The organism is Candidatus Allofournierella excrementigallinarum (assembly GCF_944388085.1).
GTDB classification, from domain to species: Bacteria; Bacillota; Clostridia; order Oscillospirales; family Ruminococcaceae; genus Allofournierella_A; species Allofournierella_A excrementigallinarum.
This window is the reverse complement of sequence record NZ_CALXHK010000042.1, coordinates 1-18,627: the sequence shown is the minus strand read 5'-3', so window position 1 is coordinate 18,627 and position 18,627 is coordinate 1. Positions and strand designations below refer to the sequence as shown.

Genomic DNA, 18,627 nt, shown 5'->3' with positions numbered 1-18,627 from the left:
AATGACCTCCCTTTGCTTGTTTGTGCAGTTGGCAGACCGCACTCCTATTATAGCAAAGGGAGTTTTTATTCCATCATAATCGACATTAGTCTTTTTTCGAACCACTCGCCTAGCGAGTGGTTTTCGGAACACAAAAAGGGTGGTGCAGGGTATCCTGCACCGCCGCCAAAGGTCTTATTCGGCCTTCATTGCAGCCAGAGCGTCCAGCATGCGGGGGAAGAGCACGGCCAGTTCCTTCTGCCACCAGGGCCAGTCGTGGCTCACGTCCGTTCCCCAGAGATCGGCCCTTGCAGGCAGCGGCTTTGCGGCCAGGGCAGCCTCAAAGGCGCGGGTCTCGGCGAGGAAGCCGCCCTCATAGGGGCCCTGCCCGCAGCAAAGCAGGAAAGGGCCGGTGAATTCCTTCAGGCGGGCGGCACTTACCAGGCGTAGATAGTCCGCCGGGCTGTTGCGCAAAGTCAGGTCGTCGGCATAGCCGCCGAACCAGCCGCGGGCGGTGTAGCTGCCGGAGAGGCACACCGCGCCGCAGAAGAGGTCGGGGCGGCGAAGATAGAAGTTTGCCGCGTGGCCTGCCCCCAGGCTGACGCCAGCGGTCAGCAGTTTTTCGCCTTTTGACAAGCCGCACGCCTCCCGCACATGGGGCGCGAGCTCACGGGTGAGCCAGCAGAACCAGCGCTCCTGCATTTCGGCCCGGGCCCGGCCCTCGCCCTCTGCCAGCCAGCTTTCACCGTCGATGCTGTCGGCGCAGGCAAGGCGCAGCCGCCCCGCGTCGATCAAAAAGCCCAGCGCGTTCACAAGGCCCCGGTCTTCCCAGTCAAAAAAGCGGCCGCCCTCGCAGCTGAACGCAAGGCACACCGGGCCGCCGTGGCCGTAGGTCTTGAACTCCATCTCCCGCTTGAGGAATTCGCTGCGCTCTTTATAATATTGTATGTACATGCTCTTGCCCACGCCCCTTTACCAGCATTTTCATCCAGTATAGCAAAAGCGAAAGCCGCCTTCAAGGGCTTTGGCCGCACTTGACAAAATCCTGCCAAAGGGTACAATATGCTACAGTTTTCCCGCGAGGGGAAGGTGAGAGAAACATGAACGAAGAAAAACGGAACGAACCGCAGAGAGGCCGGGGCGTTCGGGAAAAACTGGCCGCCGTCTGTGCGGCCCTTTCCCTCACCGGCCTCGCTGGCCACCTGCGTGTTCCGGCTGGATCTACTCGGGGCCTCGCACTGGAAAACTGAAAAAGCGGGCTCAAAAGCGAAAAAACCGCTTGTAATCGACCTTTTCTTGTGGTATACTATATCGGCACTACGCACGCATTGCTTTGCTTTTTTGTGCCCGCAAGGGTTGAAAAGCATGCAGGCAATGCGGAGGAAAAACAATTTTATTGGAGGATTTGACAATGGCAGTAGTATCTATGAAGCAGCTTCTGGAAGCCGGCGTGCATTTCGGTCATCAGACCCGCCGCTGGAACCCCAAGATGGCGAAGTACATCTTCACCGAGCGCAACGGCATCTACATCATCGACCTGCAGAAGACCGTGAAGAAGCTGGACGAGGCCTACAACTTCGTGCGTGAAGTGGCGGCCAACGGCGGCGAGATCCTGTTCGTCGGCACCAAGAAGCAGGCTCAGGAGTCCATCCGCGACGAGGCTACCCGCTGCGGCATGCACTATGTGAACGCCCGCTGGCTGGGCGGCATGCTCACCAACTTCCGCACCATCCGCAAGCGCATCGACCGCCTGGAGCAGCTGCGCCAGATGAGCGAGGACGGCACCTTTGATCTGCTGCCCAAGAAGGAAGTTGCCAAGCTGGAGCTGGAGATCGAGAAGCTGGAGAAGTTCCTGGGCGGCGTGAAAGAGATGCACGGCCTGCCCAAGGCTATGTTCATCGTTGACCCCCACAAGGAGCGCATCGCCGTTTCCGAGGCCCGCAAGCTGCACATCCCCATCGTGGCCATCGTGGACACCAACTGCAACCCCGACGAGATCGACTACGTCATCCCCGGCAACGACGACGCCATCCGTGCCGTTAAGCTGATCGCCGGCGCTATGGCCGATGCTGTTCTGGAGGGCCGTCAGGGCCAGCAGGACGCTCCCGCCGAGGAGACCGAGGCTGAGGCTGCCGAAGCCTGAGAGACACCGACCTTAAGGAACAAACAGAAAGGGGATTATCAAAATGGCTTTTACCGCTCAAGACGTTAAGAATCTGCGTGAGCAGACCGGCTGCGGCATGATGGACTGCAAGAAGGCGCTGACCGAGGCTGGCGGCGACTTCGACAAGGCTGTTGAATACCTGCGTGAGAAGGGCCTGGCCGCCGCCCAGAAGAAGGCTGGCCGCATCGCCGCCGAGGGCATGGTCTACGCCACTGTCGAGGGCGATGTGGGCGTCGTTCTGGAAGTCAACGCCGAGACCGACTTCGTGGCAAAGAACGAGATGTTCCAGACCTTTGTGAAGGATGTGGCCGCCGTTGTGATCGAGCAGAACCCCGCCGACGTGGACGCTCTGCTGGCCTGCAAGATGGGCAGCGACACCGTTGAGGCTGCCCTGAAGGACAAGATCCTGGTCATCGGCGAGAACATCAAGATCCGCCGCTTTGTGCGCTATGAGGGTATCTGCTCCGCTTACATCCATGCCGGCGGCACCCATGCCGTGCTGGTGAACTTCGAGACCACCCCCGAGGTGGCCGCGAACCCCGCTTTTGCCGCTTACGGCCATGACGTGGCCATGCAGATCGCCGCCGCCAACCCCAGCTACCTGTGCGAGAGCGAAGTTCCCGCCGAAGTGCTGGACAAGGAGAAGGAGATCCTGCTGGCTCAGATCGCCAACGATCCCAAGAACGCCAACAAGCCCGACGCCATCAAGGAGAAGATGGTCATGGGCCGCATCGGCAAGTTCTACAAGGAGAACTGCCTGGTGGATCAGGAGTTCGTCAAGGACCCTGAGCTGACCATCGCCAAGTACACCGACAAGGTGGCCAAGGAGCTGGGCGGCGACATCAAAATCGTCAAGTTCGTGCGCTACGAGAAGGGCGAAGGCCTGGAGAAGCGCGTGGACGATTTCGCCAGCGAAGTTGCCGGCATGGTGAAGTGATCCGCCCTTATAAACATACTGCTAACTTTTCCAAAACGAACGTCTAAAATGTCCAAAACAGGCGAATCTTGTAGCCCCTCATAGGGACCAGTAGACGGGACACGGTTCTTGCGCACAGGAGAAAACACAGAGGGAACGGGGCGATATCGCCCCGTTCCCTCCAACTTTTCCCACATACCCTTCACAAACGCACACCGTTTTTTGCAGGTGTGTACGTGAGAAACAGCAAGAGTCCCGCACCCCCGAAATTGGCTCCACAAGGGCGTTTGGAGGCTTCGGACAGCGTGCAGCATGTGCTGCCCGTGGGCGTTAACCTGCTTTCGTCTCTCGTTCTCCCGTCGGGAGAGTGAGCGGGATAAGCAGAGTCCCACGCGGCATAACCCCACACAAAAGAGAGAGAATGGCATCGTTTCCGATGCTGTTCTCTCTTTTTTATCCCTATTTTCCTCCACTTTCCCCGCAGGAAAAACTGGACATTTTAAACTCCACAAGGGCATCACAAGGCTCGTACAAGACGCGGCGCGTGGCTGCCCTTTTTGATTTTATCTGTCAGTCCTGGCCGCTCACGTGAAAGCAGCACAGCGCTACAAAAACCACCACAAAAAGCAGCACCACCATGCACCGCATCATCATTTCCCTCTCCCCCTTTGCCGTTCCTGCCCTGATTCTACCCCTTTTTTGGGAAAAAACGGCTCGCAGTGTGGCGGCTGTTTTGCTTTTTGCATACCATGGACTAACGAAAGGGGTGGTTTCTTGTGAACAATCAAACCGCGAACGTGGATTTTTATTTGGGCGCGCTGGGGCCGCACGGCTTCTGCGGCTATTTTGACCGTTTGTGCCACGAGCCGGGCCGGCAGATGTACCTCATCAAAAGCGGGCCCGGCTGCGGCAAAAGCACCATGATGCGCAAAATTGCCGGGGCCTCGCCGTTTCCGGTGCAGCGCATCCACTGCTCCTCCGACCCGGACAGCCTGGACGGCGTCATTCTGGAACAGCCCCGGGCCGCCGTGGTGGACGCGACGCCGCCGCACGCGCTGGAACCCGTCTGCCCCGGCGCACAGGAGCGGATGGTGAGCCTGTATCACACGATGGACGTGGCGCGCCTCGCCGAAAACCGCGGCCAGATCCTGCGCCTTTCGATGCGCTGCAAGGCATTGCAGGAGCGGGCGGGCAGCTACATCGCCGGAGCCGCGAAGCTTCTGGCGGACAGCCGCGCCACCGCCGCCTGGTCCACCGACACCGCCAAGGCGGCGGCCTTCGCATCCCGGCTGGCGCTGCGCTATCTGCCCCGGGGCGAGAGCGAGGGCATCGAGCAGGTGCGCCTGCTCAGCGCCGTAACGCCCAAAGGCATCCTCACCTTCTACAACACCATCCCCGCCCTGGCAGACACCCTTGTGGTGCTTCACGACGAATACGGCCTGTGCAGCCGCCTCATTCTGGACGAACTGCGCCGCCAGGCTCTGCGCCGCGGATGCAGCATCATCAGCTGCCCCTGCCCGCTGGGCGGCGGCGAGATCGAACATCTGTTCATCCCGGCGCTGCGGCTGGCCTTCCTCACCTCCAACAGCTGGCATCCGATGGAATTTGCGGGCCAGAAGAACATCCACTGCCGCCGCTTTGAGGATAGGTCCAAGCTGCGCTGCCGCAAAAAGCGCCTGCGCTTCAACCGGCGCGCCGCCGCCGAGCTGCTGGGGCAGGCCAGCGCCATGCAGCGGGAGGCCAAAACCAGCCACGACGCCATGGAAAAGCTTTACGGCGCGGCCATCGACTTTTCGGCGGTGGACCGGGCGGCGGAGGAACTGCAGGCCCAGCTGGGGCTGTGAATCGTCCATCTTTTCGTGCAGCCGCGGGCGGTTTGTGGTACAATGGTTCCCGGAGGCAAGGGCTTTTGCCTCCGGGAACTTTTTTGCAAGGAGGCGGCGCGCGTGGCGCAGGTGCATCTTTCGGTGCGGCAGCTGGTGGAATTCCTTTTGCAGGCCGGCAGCATCGACAGCCGTTTTTCCGGATTTGACCGGGCGGCGGAAGGCGCGCGCATCCATCGCCGTCTCCAGCGTGCCGCAGGCAAAGGCTACGACGCGGAGGTCTATCTGAAGCAGGAATACACCGTGGAAGGCGTAGACTACCTCATCGACGGACGTGCCGACGGCATCTTCACCGTGGATGGGCTGGTCACCGTGGACGAGATAAAGACCGTGACCGTGCCGCTGGAAGAGATCGCCGAGGACATACAGCCTGTGCACTGGGCCCAGGGGCAGGTGTATGCCGCCATCTGGGCGCGGCAGCAGGGTCTCGAAGAAATCTGCGTGCGCCTGACCTATTTTCAGGTGGACGAAGAGCAGATCGTGCGCTTTTCCCGGCGCTTCACCGCCATAGAACTGGATGACTTCGTGCAGGAGCTGCTGGCCCGGTACGCCCCCTGGGCCAAGCGGGCCCAAAGCTGGCAGGACCAGCGCACCGAAAGCCTGCTGGCCCTCCGCTTCCCCTTTGCGGAATACCGCGGCGGCCAGCGGGCCATGGCGGCAGGGGTCTACCGCACCCTGCGGGACGGCCAGCGCCTGCTCTGCCAGGCGCCCACCGGCATCGGCAAGACCATGAGCACCCTGTTCCCCGCTCTCAAAGCCATGGGCGAAGGGTGCGACGGGCGCATTTTTTACCTTACCGCCCGCACCACCGCCCGCACCGCCGCCGAAAGCGCGCTGGCCCGCCTGCGTCAAAGCCAGCCGGAACTTCGCTTAAAAAGCATCACCCTTACCGCAAAGGATAAGGTGTGCCTTCTGGAAAAGCGGGAGTGCACGCCGGACGCCTGCCCCTACGCCCGGGGCTACTATGACCGCCTGCGGGACGCGCTGTGGCAGGCGCTGGACGAGGACGACTTCACCCGCGCCAAACTGGAAGAACTGGCCCGGCGCTTCCAGCTCTGCCCCTTCGAATTCGGGCTGGACATTTCCCTCTGGTGCGACGTCATCGTGGGCGACTACAACTATCTGTTCGACCCGGTGGTGAACCTGAAGCGCTTTTTTGAGGCGGGCGGCGACCACCTGTTTCTGGTGGACGAGGCCCACAACCTGCCCGACCGCGCCCGGGACATGCACTCGGCGGGCCTTTGCAAAAGCGAGGTGTTCCGCTGCTCCAAGCTGCTGGGCAAAGGCCGCGGCAAGCTCAAGACCGCGTTGAACCGGCTCAACCGCGCGTTCATCGACCTGCGCCATCAATGTGAAGGAAAGCCGGGGCGCACCTTCTTTTCCGCCCCCGCCCTCACCGAATTCGACCGCTGTGTGAGCCGGGTCACCGGCCCGATGGAGGAGTGGCTGGAGGAGCACCGGGAGGGCGAAGCCCACGACACGATGCTGGACCTTTATTTTGAACTGCGGCAGTATCTGCGGGTGGCGGAGTGGTATGACGGCCACTTTGTGACCCAGGTGAGCGCCGGCGGCAGCGAGGTGCGGGTGTGGCAGCTGTGCCTTGACCCCAGCGCCTTCGTGGACGCCAGCCTTGCAAAAGGGCGGGGCGCGGTGCTGTTCAGCGCCACCCTTTCCCCCGCCGGCTATTTCAAAGACATCCTGGGCTGCACCGGGGCAAAGACTGCGGCCCTGCCCAGCCCTTTCGACCCGGCAAGGCTGGGGCTTTTCTGCGCCGCCGATGTGAGCACCCGCTACAAAGACCGGCAAGAAAGCCTGGAGCCCATCGCTCGTTACCTGCACGCCATGGCAGCCGGGCGCAAAGGAAACTACATGGCGTTTTTCCCCAGTTACAGCTATCTTTCCCAGGTGCACGAAACCTTTTGCCGCCTGTTCCCGGAGGTGGAGACGCTGGTGCAGGAGGCGGGCATGGACGAGGCTGCCCGGGAAGCGTTTCTCGCCCGCTTCACCCCCAGCGAAGCACTGCTGGGGTTCGGGGTGCTGGGCGGCGTGTTCGGCGAAGGGGTGGATCTGGTGGGCCAGCGGCTCATCGGCGCGGCCATCGTGGGGGTGGGGCTGCCCCAGGTGGGGCCGCGGCAGGAGATGCTGCGCCACTATTTTGACCAGACCCGGGGCGGCGGCTTCGATTACGCCTATCGCTTCCCCGGTTTCAACAAGGTCTTGCAGGCCGCGGGCCGGGTCATCCGCACTGCCGATGACAAGGGCGTGGTGCTGCTCATCGACGACCGGTTCGCCGCCGCAGGCTACCGGCAGCTTTTCCCCGCGCACTGGCGGCACTGCCGCTACCTGCATGCCCCAAAGGAGCTGGAAGGGCAGCTTGCCGCCTTCTGGGGCGCGGACGAGCAGAGTGCGGAATAGCCAAAACAGGCGCGAAAGCTGGTTTGAGCTTTCGCGCCTGTTTTTATGCGCTCATTTTTTCGGCACGCTCCGCCGCAGATTTGAAAAGTTCACATTTCCGCCCGCGGCGGCGGGCCTCATCCTTCCGTCAGCCGCTTGCGCAGGAGGCTGTGGGGCGGCAGCGGCGTTTCGCTGGGCATGGTGTAGAGCATCATGGGATGAGGGGTGCTGGTGATGTTCTCACATTCGGCGTTGCGAAGCCATGCGGGAGAAAGGCGCACCACCTCGCCGGTGGGGGTCAGGGCTTCCAGCTCGTCCCCCAGGGTGAACTTGCCCCGCTGGGTGCACTTGGTCAGCCCTTCGTGCCAGCTTTCCACCACGCCCACGAACTCCCATTTGCGCACATAACCGCCGGTCCCGGCGTCCTGCCGGGCCTTCTGCGGCCCGAAGTAGAAGCCGGGAGAATAGCGGCGGTGGCTGGTGCGGTCCAGCTCGTCCAGCACCCGCTCGGGGCAGAGGAACTCCTCGCCCGGCGGGGTGGCCAGAAAAGCGTCCAGCGCCTGACGATAAGCGCTGGTGACGCTGGCCACGTAGTAAAAAGTCTTGGCGCGGCCCTCAATTTTCAGGCTGTCCACGCCGGCGGCGCAGATCAGGTCGATGAAGGGCGCGGTGCACAGGTCGTTGGCGTTCAGGATATAGCTGCCCTCTGGCGTTTCGCCTATCTCCATGTACTGGCCGGGGCGGGTCTCTTCCATCAGGTAGTATTTCCAGCGGCAGGGCTGGGCGCACTGGCCCCGGTTGGCGTCCCGCCCGGCAAGGTACTGGCTGAGCAGGCACCGCCCCGACACGCTCATGCACATGGCGCCGTGGACAAAGGCTTCCAGTTCCAGCTCTTCAGGGGTGTTGGAACGGATCTCGGCGATCTGCTGCAAAGTGAGTTCCCTTGCCAGCACCACCCGCTTTGCCCCCAGTTCCCAGGCGGCGCGGGCGGCGGCCCAGTTGGTGACGCCCGCCTGGGTGGAAAGGTGTATCTCCGCCTTTGGGGCGTATTGTTTCACCATAGACAGCACGCCCAGGTCCGCCACAATGAAGGCGTCCACGCCGGCGGCCCAGGCCTGCTGGATGGCATTTGGCAGTTCCTTCAGTTCTTCGTTGGTGGGCAGGGTGTTTAAGGTCAGATAGAGCTTTTTGCCCCGGGCGTGGCAGAGGGCCGCCCCCGCGGCCAGCTGCTCTGGAGTGAAGTTCCGGGGCGCGGAGCGCATGCCGAATTCAGGCAGGCCGGCATACACCGCGTCCGCCCCATAGCGCAGAGCATATTCCAGCCGTTCCAGGTCTCCCGCGGGGGCCAGCAGTTCCGGCACAGGAAGCATGTTCCTCTCTCCTTTTCATGGCGCAGGGCGCTGAAAGAAAGCTTTCAGCGCCCTGCCTGCCGCTTTATTGTGAGAACGCGATGTTCTTGTTGCGCTCGTGCTCGCCGATGGTCTTGGCGTAGTAGTATTTTCCGTTCTTGTCGGTGACAAAGAAATAGTACTTTTCCGCCAGATATTCCTCGTCGGGGTTCAGCGCCGCCTTGATGGCCTCGATACCGGGGTTCGAGACAGGACCCGCGGGCAGGCCTTCCTTCTCATAGGTGTTGTAGGCCGCGTAGATGTTGGCGGGGATGTTGTCCCACCCGCCGTAGTAGGGGGCGATCCAGTTGTAGATATAGTTGTTGTCGTCCGGGTTCTGGACGTAGCTGCTCACGTTGCTTTCCAGCCGGGGGTAGGGCGAGTCTTCCGCCAGCCGGTTGTGGAACACGGCGGAAACATGGGCGTCCTCGGCGTTGCCCGCCTCCTCCTGCACGAAGCTTGCCAGGGTGATGGCCTCCTCCAGGGTGAAGCCCTGGTCCGCCGCCTGCTGGCGCAGTTCCGGGGTGACCTGGCGGTCAAACTCGGCGTAGAAGGTGTTCACGTAGTTATAGACCGTATCGTCCAGAAAGAACTCGTAGGTGTTGGGGAAGAGATAGCCCTCGCATTTCATGAAGATGTCGGGGTCGTCGGGGATCTCGTTCCAGAACTCGTACTGGCTGAAAGCCGAACCATCCTCGCCGTTGGCGCAGGCCAGGAACTCCTCGGCGGTGCACAGGCCGTTTTCCTCCATCAACTGGGCCATCCGCTGGGCGGTGAGGCCCTCGGGGAAGGTGATGGTGACGGTGTCCCGCTTGACATACTGGCTCATCGTCTCGATGATCTCGTCGTAGCTTGCGCCCTTGCACAGGGTGAATTCGCCGTACTGCAGGCCGCCCGCCGCCCCTTTGTAGCGCAGATAGTAGCGGAACACCAGCGGGCGCTTGATAACGCCGGCATCCGCGAGGCGGTTCGCGATGGTGGTGGGGCCCTCGCCCTGCTCCACCGTCACCGTGACTTCTTCGGTGGTGGCGTTTTTGCCGGTGATCTCGCCGATCACCGACGCGCCGTAGATGCCGCCGCCGATCAGCAGCACGACAAACAGCAGCAGCACGATCAGGCAGCCGCTGGGCCCCCGCCTGCGGCGGCGCGGGCGCTGTTCATTGTTTTCCCGTGGCTGGTTGTTCATGTTTTACTTCCACCTTTGTATGTTTTTTATTCATCGTCCAACATCAGGCGCATATACGCGTCCCGCACGTCGAACGGCTGGTCAAAGAAGCGGATCATGCCGTAATCCCGCGCTGCGCCTTCGCCCAAAAAGAGCGCCTGGCTCCCGCCCAGCTCCAGCACCGCATCCTCGGCGCCGGTCTTCTGGCGGGCAGCCTCCAAAAGGGCCACGGCCGCGCGGTCGCTCCCGGCAAAGAGCTCCACGAAGCGCATTTCGTTCCCCTTTTTGAAGAAAAGGCCGTACCCTTCGTCGGAGCACACGCTGGTAACGCCCAGGCTGTAAAGGTCGGTGAGCACCGCAGTGTAGCCCGCGGCGTTCAGTTCCACCGCATTCGGCGCATACTTTCGGCGAAACTGCTGCAAGCCCTTTGCGGTGACGGTGTCAAATTCCGCCTGGGCCCACAGGTTGTTGCGGACAGGCCGGCGCAGCACCCGCTTTGAGAAGGCCTTTTCAAAGCCGCGCTTTGCGTAAAAATCGAACAGCGGCGCGTTCGCGGGGATGAGCGCCGCAAATGCCGCGCCCCGGCGGGCCAGTTCCTGCCCGGCGGCGTCCATCAAAGCGGTCATCACGCCGGTCCCCCGCTGGCTCTGGCGGGTGGTAAGGCCGTAATAATAGGCTCCCTCCCGTCCGCAGAGGGTCACCGGCACGGCGCAAAGCAGCGCGGTGCACACGCCGTCCTGCCGGGCGGCAAAAACGTTCCCCTCTCCGGCGAAATCCTCCAGCACCGACATCGCAAACCGCCCGGTCCCTCCAAAGGAATCAACAAACAGTTTCGCAAGCGCGGGAAATTCTTCCCGCCGTGCCACACAGTCCATGGCCGCTCTCCCTCCCTTTTCGGCGCACAGCGCCCCGGTCATTTGTTCAGGGCCGCAAGATACTTGGGCTCGATGATGTCCGGGTTGTAGGACAGCTTTGCCGCCCGCAGCCCCTCGTCGCCCACATCGTCCTCCCGGTTGATGAGGTCGAACCCGGCGCAGACATTGCGGGCCATCTCCCGGTTGATGATGTTGTAGGCGCCGGTCACATCGTAGAGCGCCTTTTCCACATGCGTGTCGAACACCCGGTCGTTGATGGGGCTGCCGAAGGAAAACGCCACGATGCGGCCGCCCGCCGTGACATAGCCGCCCCGCAGGTCCAGCTTGTCAAAGTGATCGAACAGCAGCTCGATGGAGGTGTGCTCGGTCTGGATGCCGGGGTTGTCCTTGTTTTCATACAGCTGGCTCCAGGCGTCGTTGAAGGCGCGGATGGCCGGCAGGTCCTCTTTGGTGAGAGGATGGAACTGCCAGTCAGGGTTCTCTCTGATAAAACGAGACACATGGTTCCGTTTCTTCTGGAACCGGCGCCCGGGCAGCTCGGCCAGGTTGGCCTGCTCGTAGATATAATCGTAGTCCGCCCGGTCAGAGGTGATGGTGAACCTGCCCGGATACCACTCCTCCAGCTGGGTCTTGGCCTCCAGCGTCACCGAATAGAGATACATGGGGCGGCCGATGCGCTCGGCGTCCCGCTCCATCGCCTCGATGGCCTTGCGCTCGTCGCCGCCCTTTCCGGCCGGCCAGAGATAGTAGCAGGCGTCGCCCACATCGCTGCGGATGAGCACCCAGCCGTCGTATTGGGCGATGTGCGTATTGTAGGCATGGCTCCACATGAACTGGGTCACAAAGGAGTAACCGCAGCACATGTAGTTGCTGGAACGCATGATGGGCGCGGCCCAGGCGAAATCGTCGATGGTGATGGGATGGAATTCGATCATAAAACCTCCTTGATCGCTTGGAGCAGGTCGGCGTGGATGGCCTCGATGGGGCGCATCGCCCCCCGCTCGGTGCAGGGGACCTTGACCCATCCCAGCGTGCGGGCGCAGTAGTCTGCCGCCTCATGGCTGCGGGCCAGGTAGGCAAGGTCCTTTTCGTGAATGTCTTTTTTGCTCTCGTCACCCTTGTAGCGGGCGGTCATCAGCCCCTGGCTGACGGCGGGGTCCGCCTCCAGGTAGACGACGCGGTCCGGCACAGGGATGCCGATTTTATTATATTCAAAGTCGAACAGCCAATCCAGAAAAGCGGGCCACTGCTCCCTTGGCAGTTTGGAGCACTGGTGCACCGCGTTGCTGGTGGTGTAGCGGTCGGAGACGACGATACCGCCCTGGCGGTAAAAACCGCCCCAGCCGGTCTTGTAGCTGGCGTAGCGGTCCACCGAATAAAAGGTGGAAGCGGCATAGGCGTTCACGTCGCCCGGGTGGCTGCCGAATTTGCCGCCCAGATACATCTTGATGAGGGCCGAGGAATCGCTGGCATAGTCCGGAAAGGAAATTTGCTTTACAGTTCTCCCCTGCGCGTTCAGCGCATCGGTCAGGCGGGCCGCCTGGGTGGCTTTGCCGCTTCCGTCCAGGCCTTCGATCACGATCAGTCTGCCGTTCACTGCCTCAATGCCTCCTCTTTCAGTTCTGCGTATTTCTTCCCCATGGCGGCGGCCTCGCCGCAGGTCATAGAACCTTCGCTGCACGCTCCGCGCACGCAGGAAGGGCCGGCCATGGCGAACAGGGCCGGCGCGATGGGATAGACAAGGCGCAGCATCTCATCCGCCAGCACCCGGATCTCCCACTGGGCGCGGGCGCAGCAGCGATGCCTGAAGAAGTTGTGCAGGCTGCGGGCGTTCATGGTAACGATCATCTTTGTGTCGCAGGCGTTGGGCAGCACGAAACGCGCATCCTCAATGGCAAGCTTTTCCGCTTTACGGGACGCCTCTTTTTCGCTCATCCCCTGCTGCATCAGACGGTGGATGTGGCCGTCCTTGAGCAGCGCCGCGATGCGCCGGTATTCCTCGCCCTGCTGCTCCATTGCCTGCCGGAAGGCGTCCAGGGCCTCGGGGTCGGCGGCGATCTTTGGCGGAGTGACATACTCGAACTCGTCCAGCCGCACATAGCGCTGGCTTTGCACGCTGTAGCTGGCGATGCGGTGGCGGGTGATCTGGGCCAGCAGGCTGCGGCTGACCCCTTCGATGGCAAAGGTGAAGCTGGCATGCTCGATGGGGCTCTCATGGCCCAGCTTTGCAAGCTTTTCCACGAATTCCCGGCTTTTTTCCGGTGTGAGGCCGGCCAGCAGATCGTCCACACCGGCGCTGGAATAGCACAGCTTTGCCGCGGCGGCCACCACCTTTTCAGGTTCGGGGGTGTGGGCGATCAGGGACACTCGAAGCATACAAAACTTCCTTTCTCAGCCCTCCACCAGCGTGAGGGGGGCGTAATTCGCCATGGTCTTTTTGATGCCGGCCTTTTCAAACTGAATTTCCACAATGGTGTCGCCGGCGGCGGGAGTGGCTTTGAGGACCACGCCCCGGCCAAACACCTTGTGCTCCACCTTGTCGCCGGGCTTGAACACCGGTTTTTTGCCGGTGGCGGGCCGGGGCTGCGGCGCAACGCCAACCGTTGGCCCGAAGCCCGCAGTGCGGGCAGGCGCGGCGGAGCCTGCCGAAGGAGAGCGGTTCCAGCCGCCGGCGCCGGGCGTCCAGCCGGTGACGCTTCCCCGGGGCGGAACACCCGCCGAAGCGCCGCCGAAGCTGCCAAAGCCAAAGCTGCGCTGGGCCGCCGTGGGGCTGGCCTTCTCGTCCAGCAGGGCGGCGTCGATCTCCTCCAGGAAACGGGAGGGCCGGTTGCGCCGGGTCTGGCCGAAAATCATCCGGCTCTGGCTGCAGGAAAGGTACAATTCCTTGCGGGCACGGGTGATGCCCACATAGCACAGGCGGCGCTCCTCCTCCATGTCCTCTTCCGAGAAGCGGCTGAGCTCGCTGGGAAACACCCCTTCCTCCATGCCCACAATGAACACATGGTCGAACTCCAGGCCTTTGGCGGAGTGCATGGTCATCAGCACCACCACGTCGGTCTCCTGGTCGTAGCTGTCCAGGTCGGAGATGAGGGCCGCTTCCTCCAAAAAGCCGGAAAGGCTGGCTTCCGGGCCCTTCTGGTCGGCATAGGTCTTGACGCTGGAGATCAGCTGCCCGATGTTCTCCAGGCGGGATTCGCCCTCATCACCCAGGTTCTCCAGCATCTTTTTGTAACCGGTGATCTGCAAAATCTCGGTGACAAAAGCGTCCAGCGGCAGGGTGTCCGCCGCCTCCACCAGCTTTTGGTAGATGTTCCAGAACCCGTTCAGCGCCCCGGCCGCCCGGCTGATGGTGGGGTAGTCGGCGGCGTGATGGCACACTTCCAGCAGGCTGACACCGAGGCCGGAGGCGATCTCCGCCATCTTGTCCAGCGTGGTGCCGCCGATCTTGCGGGCCGGCTCGTTGATGATGCGGCGCAGGCGCAGGTCGTCGGCGGGGTTGGCAACGATGGACATATAGGAAAGGATGTCCTTGACTTCCTTGCGGTCATAGAACCGCTGGCCGCCCACGATCTTGTATGGGATGCCCGCCCGGGCGAAGTATGTCTCGATGGGGCTGGACTGGGCGTTCATGCGGTAGAGCACAGCGTGATCCCGCAGGCGGGCGCCCTCTTTCAGATGGCCGCCGATGATGGAAGCGATGTGGCTGGCCTCGTCCTGCTCATTCTCAGCGGTGTAGCAGTGGACCTTGTCGCCCTCGCCGTTGTTTGTCCAGAGGGTCTTGCCCTTGCGGCCCTGGTTGTTTTTTATAACGCAGTTGGCCGCGTTCAGGATGTTGGAGGTGGAACGGTAGTTCTGTTCCAGCCGGATGACCTTTGCGCCGGGGAAATGCTGCTCGAAGTTCAGGATGTTCTCGATGGTGGCGCCCCGGAAACGGTAGATGCTCTGGTCATCGTCGCCCACCACACAGACGTTCTGTTTCGGCCCGGTGAGCAGGCGCACCAGATGGAACTGGGCCACACTGGTGTCCTGATACTCGTCTACAAGGATATACTGGTACTTCTGCTGATAGTATTCCCGCACGTCTGCATATTGCTGCAGAAGGCGGACGGTATGATAAATCAGGTCGTCGAAATCCATCGCGCCGGCGCTTTTCAGCCGTCTGGCATAGGCGGCGTACACCTTGGCCAGCAGCACCGCCTTGGTGTTGCTGGCGGGCGCTTCCAGCGCTTCTTCGGGGCTGATGAGCTGGTCCTTCATGCGGCCGATCTGGCCCAGAGCGCTTCTCACTGGCAGGAATTTGTCGTCCACAAGCAGCTGCTTGTAGACTTCCTTCATTGCCCGTTCCTGGTCGCTGGTGTCATAGATGGTAAAGCTTTTGGGAAAGCCCAGTTTATCAGCGTCGCGCCGGAGCATCCGCACACAGGCCGAGTGGAAGGTGGAGGCGTTCACGTCCGCGCCCTCCGTCTCCCCCAGCATGGCGGCAAGGCGGGTTTTCAATTCCCCTGCCGCCTTGTTGGTGAAGGTGATGGCCAGCACGTTCCAGGGGCGGGCGTTCTCCAAACGCAGCATCGGCCAAAGCGAAGGCGCGATATCCTGCCCTGCAAGGGCGGCTTCCAGGCTTTTCAGGTCCTGTTCCGTTGCCGGCCGGGGCAGCCGTTCGGAGTGATGCGCCTGGCCGAAGCGGATGATGTTGGCGATGCGGTTCACCAGCACCGTGGTCTTGCCGCTGCCCGCGCCGGCCAGGATGAGCAGCGGGCCCTCGGTGCAGAACACCGCTTCTTTCTGCGTCTGGTTCAGCCGTTCAAACCGGCTCTCGATAAATTTATCCCGAAGGGCCGCAAAAGCCCGGTCAAGTTCCTGTGACATAGATTCCCTCTCGAAGAACAGTATCTTTCTGAGCGGCGCGGGCCCTGTTTTAAAGCGGGCCGCCCGGCGTTGCTTCAAACATTATACCACAAGTTCTTGATAAAGAAAATCCGCCGCGCCCAATATCTCGAAATTTTGCCAAACGAAAAAGCGCGCGGCGGCTGCCGCGCGCTTTTTCGTTTGGATCATGGAACCATCAGCCCTTGATGGCGCCGCCGGTGACGCCGGCGATGATCTTGTCGGACAGGAAGATGTACAAAAAGAAGGTGGGCGCGAACACGATGACCACCGCGGCGAACATGCCGCCGTAGTCGTTGGTGTACTGCATGCCCTTGACCATGTTGTACAAGCCCACGGCGATGGGGCGGACTGCCGACTTGCTGGCAAACAGCATGGACATGAAGAACTCGTTCCAGATGGTGATGAAGTTGAAGATGGTAACGGTGATGATGCCGGGCTGCGCCAGGGGGAACATGATCTTCCAGAAGGTCTTGATGGGGCTGCAGCCGTCGATGGCGGCGGCCTCCTCAAAGGTAAAGGAGAGGTTCTGGAAGAAGGAAAGCATGAAGAAGATGGTGAACGGAACATTCATCGCAATGTACAGGAAGATGATCAGGCCCCGGGTGTTGGTCAGCTTGAGACTGGTGATGACCGAAAACAGAGGCATGATGATCATGATGACCGGGATGCCCAGCGCGGTGGCGAACATGTTCTGCAGGAACATGTTGCCCCGGAACCGGAAGCGGGAGAGCACATAGGCCGCCGGGGATGCCACCACGATGATGATGGTGCAGGAGATGGCGGTGTAGATCAGCGAGTTGACGAAGAACACGCCCACCTTCTGAGAGCTCCAGGCATTGGAGTAGTTCTCCCAATGGAAGCCGGAGGCGAACTCAAACAGCTGGCCGCCCAGGATCTCGCGGCTGGTGGAAAGCGGGGCCAGCATGACCCAGCCCACCAGCATGACGGTAAACACCACCCAGGCGACGCACATGATGTAGCCGGGCAGCAGGGGGATCTCCTTTTTGATGCGGAACGGTTCGCGGAGTTTTTTCTCTTTCGTTTTAGCCATGTTTCGCACCTCTCCTTACAGCTCGACGTCGTCGTTCTTGACGATGAAGTTGGTCAAGGTGAACACCAGCACAACGATGGCCGCCATCATCACACCGATGGCCGCGCCGATGCCGGAGTTACGCACGGCCTGCGCCGCGTTGGAAGAACCGAACACCAGTTCGTACATGTAGTTCAGCGGCATGACCGTCTGGGAGGACAGGTTGACCGGGTCGAAGACCTGGCCCCAGATGAAGAAGCCCACGCTGGAGACAGTCCACATCACCAGGTTGGTGCGGATGGAGCCGCGCAGCAGCGGCAGCGTGATGTAAAAGAATTTCTGGAACACATTGGCGCCCTCAATGGTGGCGGCTTCATAGAAGTCGTTGCCGATGCGCTCAATGCCGCTCATAAAGATGAGCATGTGATAGCCCACCATGCCGAAACAATACGCGATGAGCATACTCCAGAACTTATGTGCCGGGTCCGTCCACATGACGTTGTCCACGCCGAACCAGCCGAGGATGGTGTTCATCAGGCCGTAGTCCTCTTTGCTGAACGCATAGTACAGCCACATGGTGCCCATGGCCACCGCCGACACAAGGTTCGGCAGGTAGATGACGCTGCGGAAGAAGCTCTTTGCCCGCAGGCCGCTGGTCAGTGCCACCGCATACAGCAGGGCCAGCAGCATGACCGCCACGCCGCCGATGAGCCACAGCTTGCCCAGGTTCGTCATTGCCGAGCGGAACAGCGTGTCGTTGAAAGCGTCGATGTAGTTCTTCCCTGCGTTGAACTGCCAGGCGGAGACCGGATCGGTGACGCCTTCCACCTTAAAGAAACTCATCACCACAGTGCGCACCGACGGATACAGGAAAACCATCAGATACAGCAGTGTCGCCGGAGCAAGGAAGAGCACCAGCATGGACGTGTTCCGATTGCGCAGTGGGCTTTGGGAGGTCTTTTTCTTCTGTTTTGCCATCGCTTTTTGTCCTCCATTCTTACTAACACGGAGCAAACGCAGTTCATGCGCTGCGTTTGCTCAAATGAATGCGGGGCGGCGGCATTGCCGCCGCCCCGCATGATCTCCTTTTGGGAGGACGCAGGTCACGCGCCCTTCTGGGTCGCGCCAAAGGCATCAGCGAAGCCCTGGGCGTCCAGCTGGCCGCTGATCATCAGAGCCAGGTTGGTCTTGATGGCAGCGTTCACATTGGCGTCGTTTTCCATATCCACGGCCCAGGACAGGCGCTGGGTGGTGCTGTCGATCACAGCCTTGGCGTCGGACAGAGCCTCAGGCCAGTTGGCGTCGTTGGCCATGGGCACGCCCATGGTCTCGTCAGCCAGCTTCTGGTCCCACTCGCCGCTGGTCAGCCACTCGACGAGGGCGAAGGCGGCGTTGGGGTACTGGGTGTCCTTGTTGATGGCGAAGCACTGGGCGCCGTAGTTGTTGCTCTCGGCGCCGTCGCCGCCCTCAGCGATGTTGGGCAGGGCGAAGGAACCCCAGCGGAAGCCTTCCTTGGTCTGGTTGCGGATCTCGTTGGCCGCAAGATCCAGTTCAAAGCCGGAGCCCTCGCCGGTGTAGACGGTGGTGTGCTGGGGCTCGTAGGTGTTGTTCACCACGCAGTACTTGCCGTTCTTCACATAGGCGTACACTTCCACATTATAGTTGGAACTGAACCACTTGTGCAGCTCGCCCTCGCTGTGGCTGGCCCACAGGATGCTGCGGTAGAGCACGCGGCTGTTCTCAAAGCTGTAGGGCAGGCCGCTGATGTAGACCGCGCGGCCCGCACCGTACTCGTTGGCCGCCATCTGCACTTCCCTGTCCTTCTGCACCAGCACCTGGGCGCCTTCCAGCGCGTAGATGTTCTTTTTGCCTTCGCCGAAATCCACCGCGCCTTTCACGTCCGCCAGGATGAAGTGGCCGGGATGCTCCTCCCAGTTGTACTTGTC

Annotated in this window: 15 protein-coding genes; 4 read left to right on the top strand and 11 right to left on the bottom strand. The window is 61.5% G+C overall.

The features are described from left to right. Window positions 1–174: 174 nt before the first annotated feature. Window positions 175–933 carry a hypothetical protein gene (locus ACH2AT_RS08440; protein WP_394965182.1) on the bottom strand — a complete coding sequence of 253 codons (759 nt, stop codon included), beginning with the start codon at window positions 931–933 and terminating at the stop codon, window positions 175–177. A gap of 457 nt (window positions 934–1,390) precedes the next feature. On the opposite strand from ACH2AT_RS08440, the gene rpsB reads away from it, so the two are divergent. The 4 genes from rpsB to ACH2AT_RS08420 all read left to right on the top strand — a co-directional run bounded on the left by rpsB (window position 1,391) and on the right by ACH2AT_RS08420 (window position 7,357). Beyond that, entirely contained in the window at window positions 1,391–2,122 is a 732-nt protein-coding gene (gene rpsB, locus ACH2AT_RS08435) for a 30S ribosomal protein S2 (RefSeq protein ID WP_394965180.1), read from the top strand. Window positions 2,123–2,165: 43 nt separating this feature from the next. Then, a complete protein-coding gene (tsf, locus tag ACH2AT_RS08430; RefSeq protein WP_394965178.1) occupies window positions 2,166–3,080 on the top strand; it encodes a translation elongation factor Ts in 915 nt (304 codons plus the stop codon). Window positions 3,081–3,835: 755 nt separating this feature from the next. Then, window positions 3,836–4,903, top strand: coding sequence for a hypothetical protein (locus ACH2AT_RS08425; RefSeq protein ID WP_394965176.1), 1,068 nt, complete (start codon window positions 3,836–3,838; stop codon window positions 4,901–4,903). A gap of 102 nt (window positions 4,904–5,005) precedes the next feature. Further along, window positions 5,006–7,357, top strand: coding sequence for an ATP-dependent DNA helicase (locus ACH2AT_RS08420; protein WP_394965174.1), 2,352 nt, complete (start codon window positions 5,006–5,008; stop codon window positions 7,355–7,357). 116 nt (window positions 7,358–7,473) lie between these two features. Here the strand turns inward: ACH2AT_RS08420 and ACH2AT_RS08415 are convergent, their stop codons facing one another. The 10 genes from ACH2AT_RS08415 to ACH2AT_RS08370 form a co-directional block, all read right to left on the bottom strand. Then, window positions 7,474–8,706 carry a U32 family peptidase gene (locus tag ACH2AT_RS08415; RefSeq protein ID WP_394965172.1) on the bottom strand — a complete coding sequence of 411 codons (1,233 nt, stop codon included), beginning with the start codon at window positions 8,704–8,706 and terminating at the stop codon, window positions 7,474–7,476. A 64-nt stretch (window positions 8,707–8,770) separates the two neighbouring features. Beyond that, the gene (gene mltG, locus ACH2AT_RS08410; RefSeq protein ID WP_394965170.1) at window positions 8,771–9,910 is read right to left on the bottom strand and encodes an endolytic transglycosylase MltG; all 1,140 of its coding nucleotides are present in this window, start codon (window positions 9,908–9,910) and stop codon (window positions 8,771–8,773) included. Between the two features lie 26 nt (window positions 9,911–9,936). Then, window positions 9,937–10,764, bottom strand: a complete 828-nt coding sequence (locus tag ACH2AT_RS08405; protein WP_394965168.1) for a GNAT family N-acetyltransferase — start codon at window positions 10,762–10,764, stop codon at window positions 9,937–9,939. A 38-nt stretch (window positions 10,765–10,802) separates the two neighbouring features. Then, window positions 10,803–11,699 (bottom strand): DUF2156 domain-containing protein, encoded by an 897-nt coding sequence (locus ACH2AT_RS08400; protein ID WP_394965166.1) that lies wholly within the window; start codon window positions 11,697–11,699, stop codon window positions 10,803–10,805. Further along, window positions 11,696–12,361, bottom strand: coding sequence for a dTMP kinase (locus tag ACH2AT_RS08395; RefSeq protein ID WP_394965164.1), 666 nt, complete (start codon window positions 12,359–12,361; stop codon window positions 11,696–11,698). The genes ACH2AT_RS08400 and ACH2AT_RS08395 overlap by 4 nt, the downstream gene beginning before the upstream one ends. Beyond that, window positions 12,358–13,140: an FAD-dependent thymidylate synthase gene (gene thyX / locus ACH2AT_RS08390; RefSeq protein ID WP_394965162.1), complete on the bottom strand. Its 783-nt coding sequence runs from the start codon at window positions 13,138–13,140 to the stop codon at window positions 12,358–12,360. Before thyX ends, ACH2AT_RS08395 begins: the two co-directional genes overlap by 4 nt. A 15-nt stretch (window positions 13,141–13,155) precedes the next feature. Further along, the gene (locus ACH2AT_RS08385) at window positions 13,156–15,630 is read right to left on the bottom strand and encodes an ATP-dependent helicase (RefSeq protein WP_394965160.1); all 2,475 of its coding nucleotides are present in this window, start codon (window positions 15,628–15,630) and stop codon (window positions 13,156–13,158) included. Window positions 15,631–15,826: 196 nt separating this feature from the next. Beyond that, complete coding sequence (locus ACH2AT_RS08380) at window positions 15,827–16,702, bottom strand: carbohydrate ABC transporter permease (RefSeq protein ID WP_394965158.1); 876 nt, start codon at window positions 16,700–16,702, stop codon at window positions 15,827–15,829. A 15-nt stretch (window positions 16,703–16,717) separates the two neighbouring features. Next, complete coding sequence (locus ACH2AT_RS08375) at window positions 16,718–17,659, bottom strand: carbohydrate ABC transporter permease (RefSeq protein WP_394965156.1); 942 nt, start codon at window positions 17,657–17,659, stop codon at window positions 16,718–16,720. A 125-nt stretch (window positions 17,660–17,784) separates the two neighbouring features. Then, a partial coding sequence (locus tag ACH2AT_RS08370; protein ID WP_394965154.1) for a lacto-N-biose phosphorylase central domain-containing protein occupies window positions 17,785–18,627 on the bottom strand: 843 nt, incomplete at its 5' end.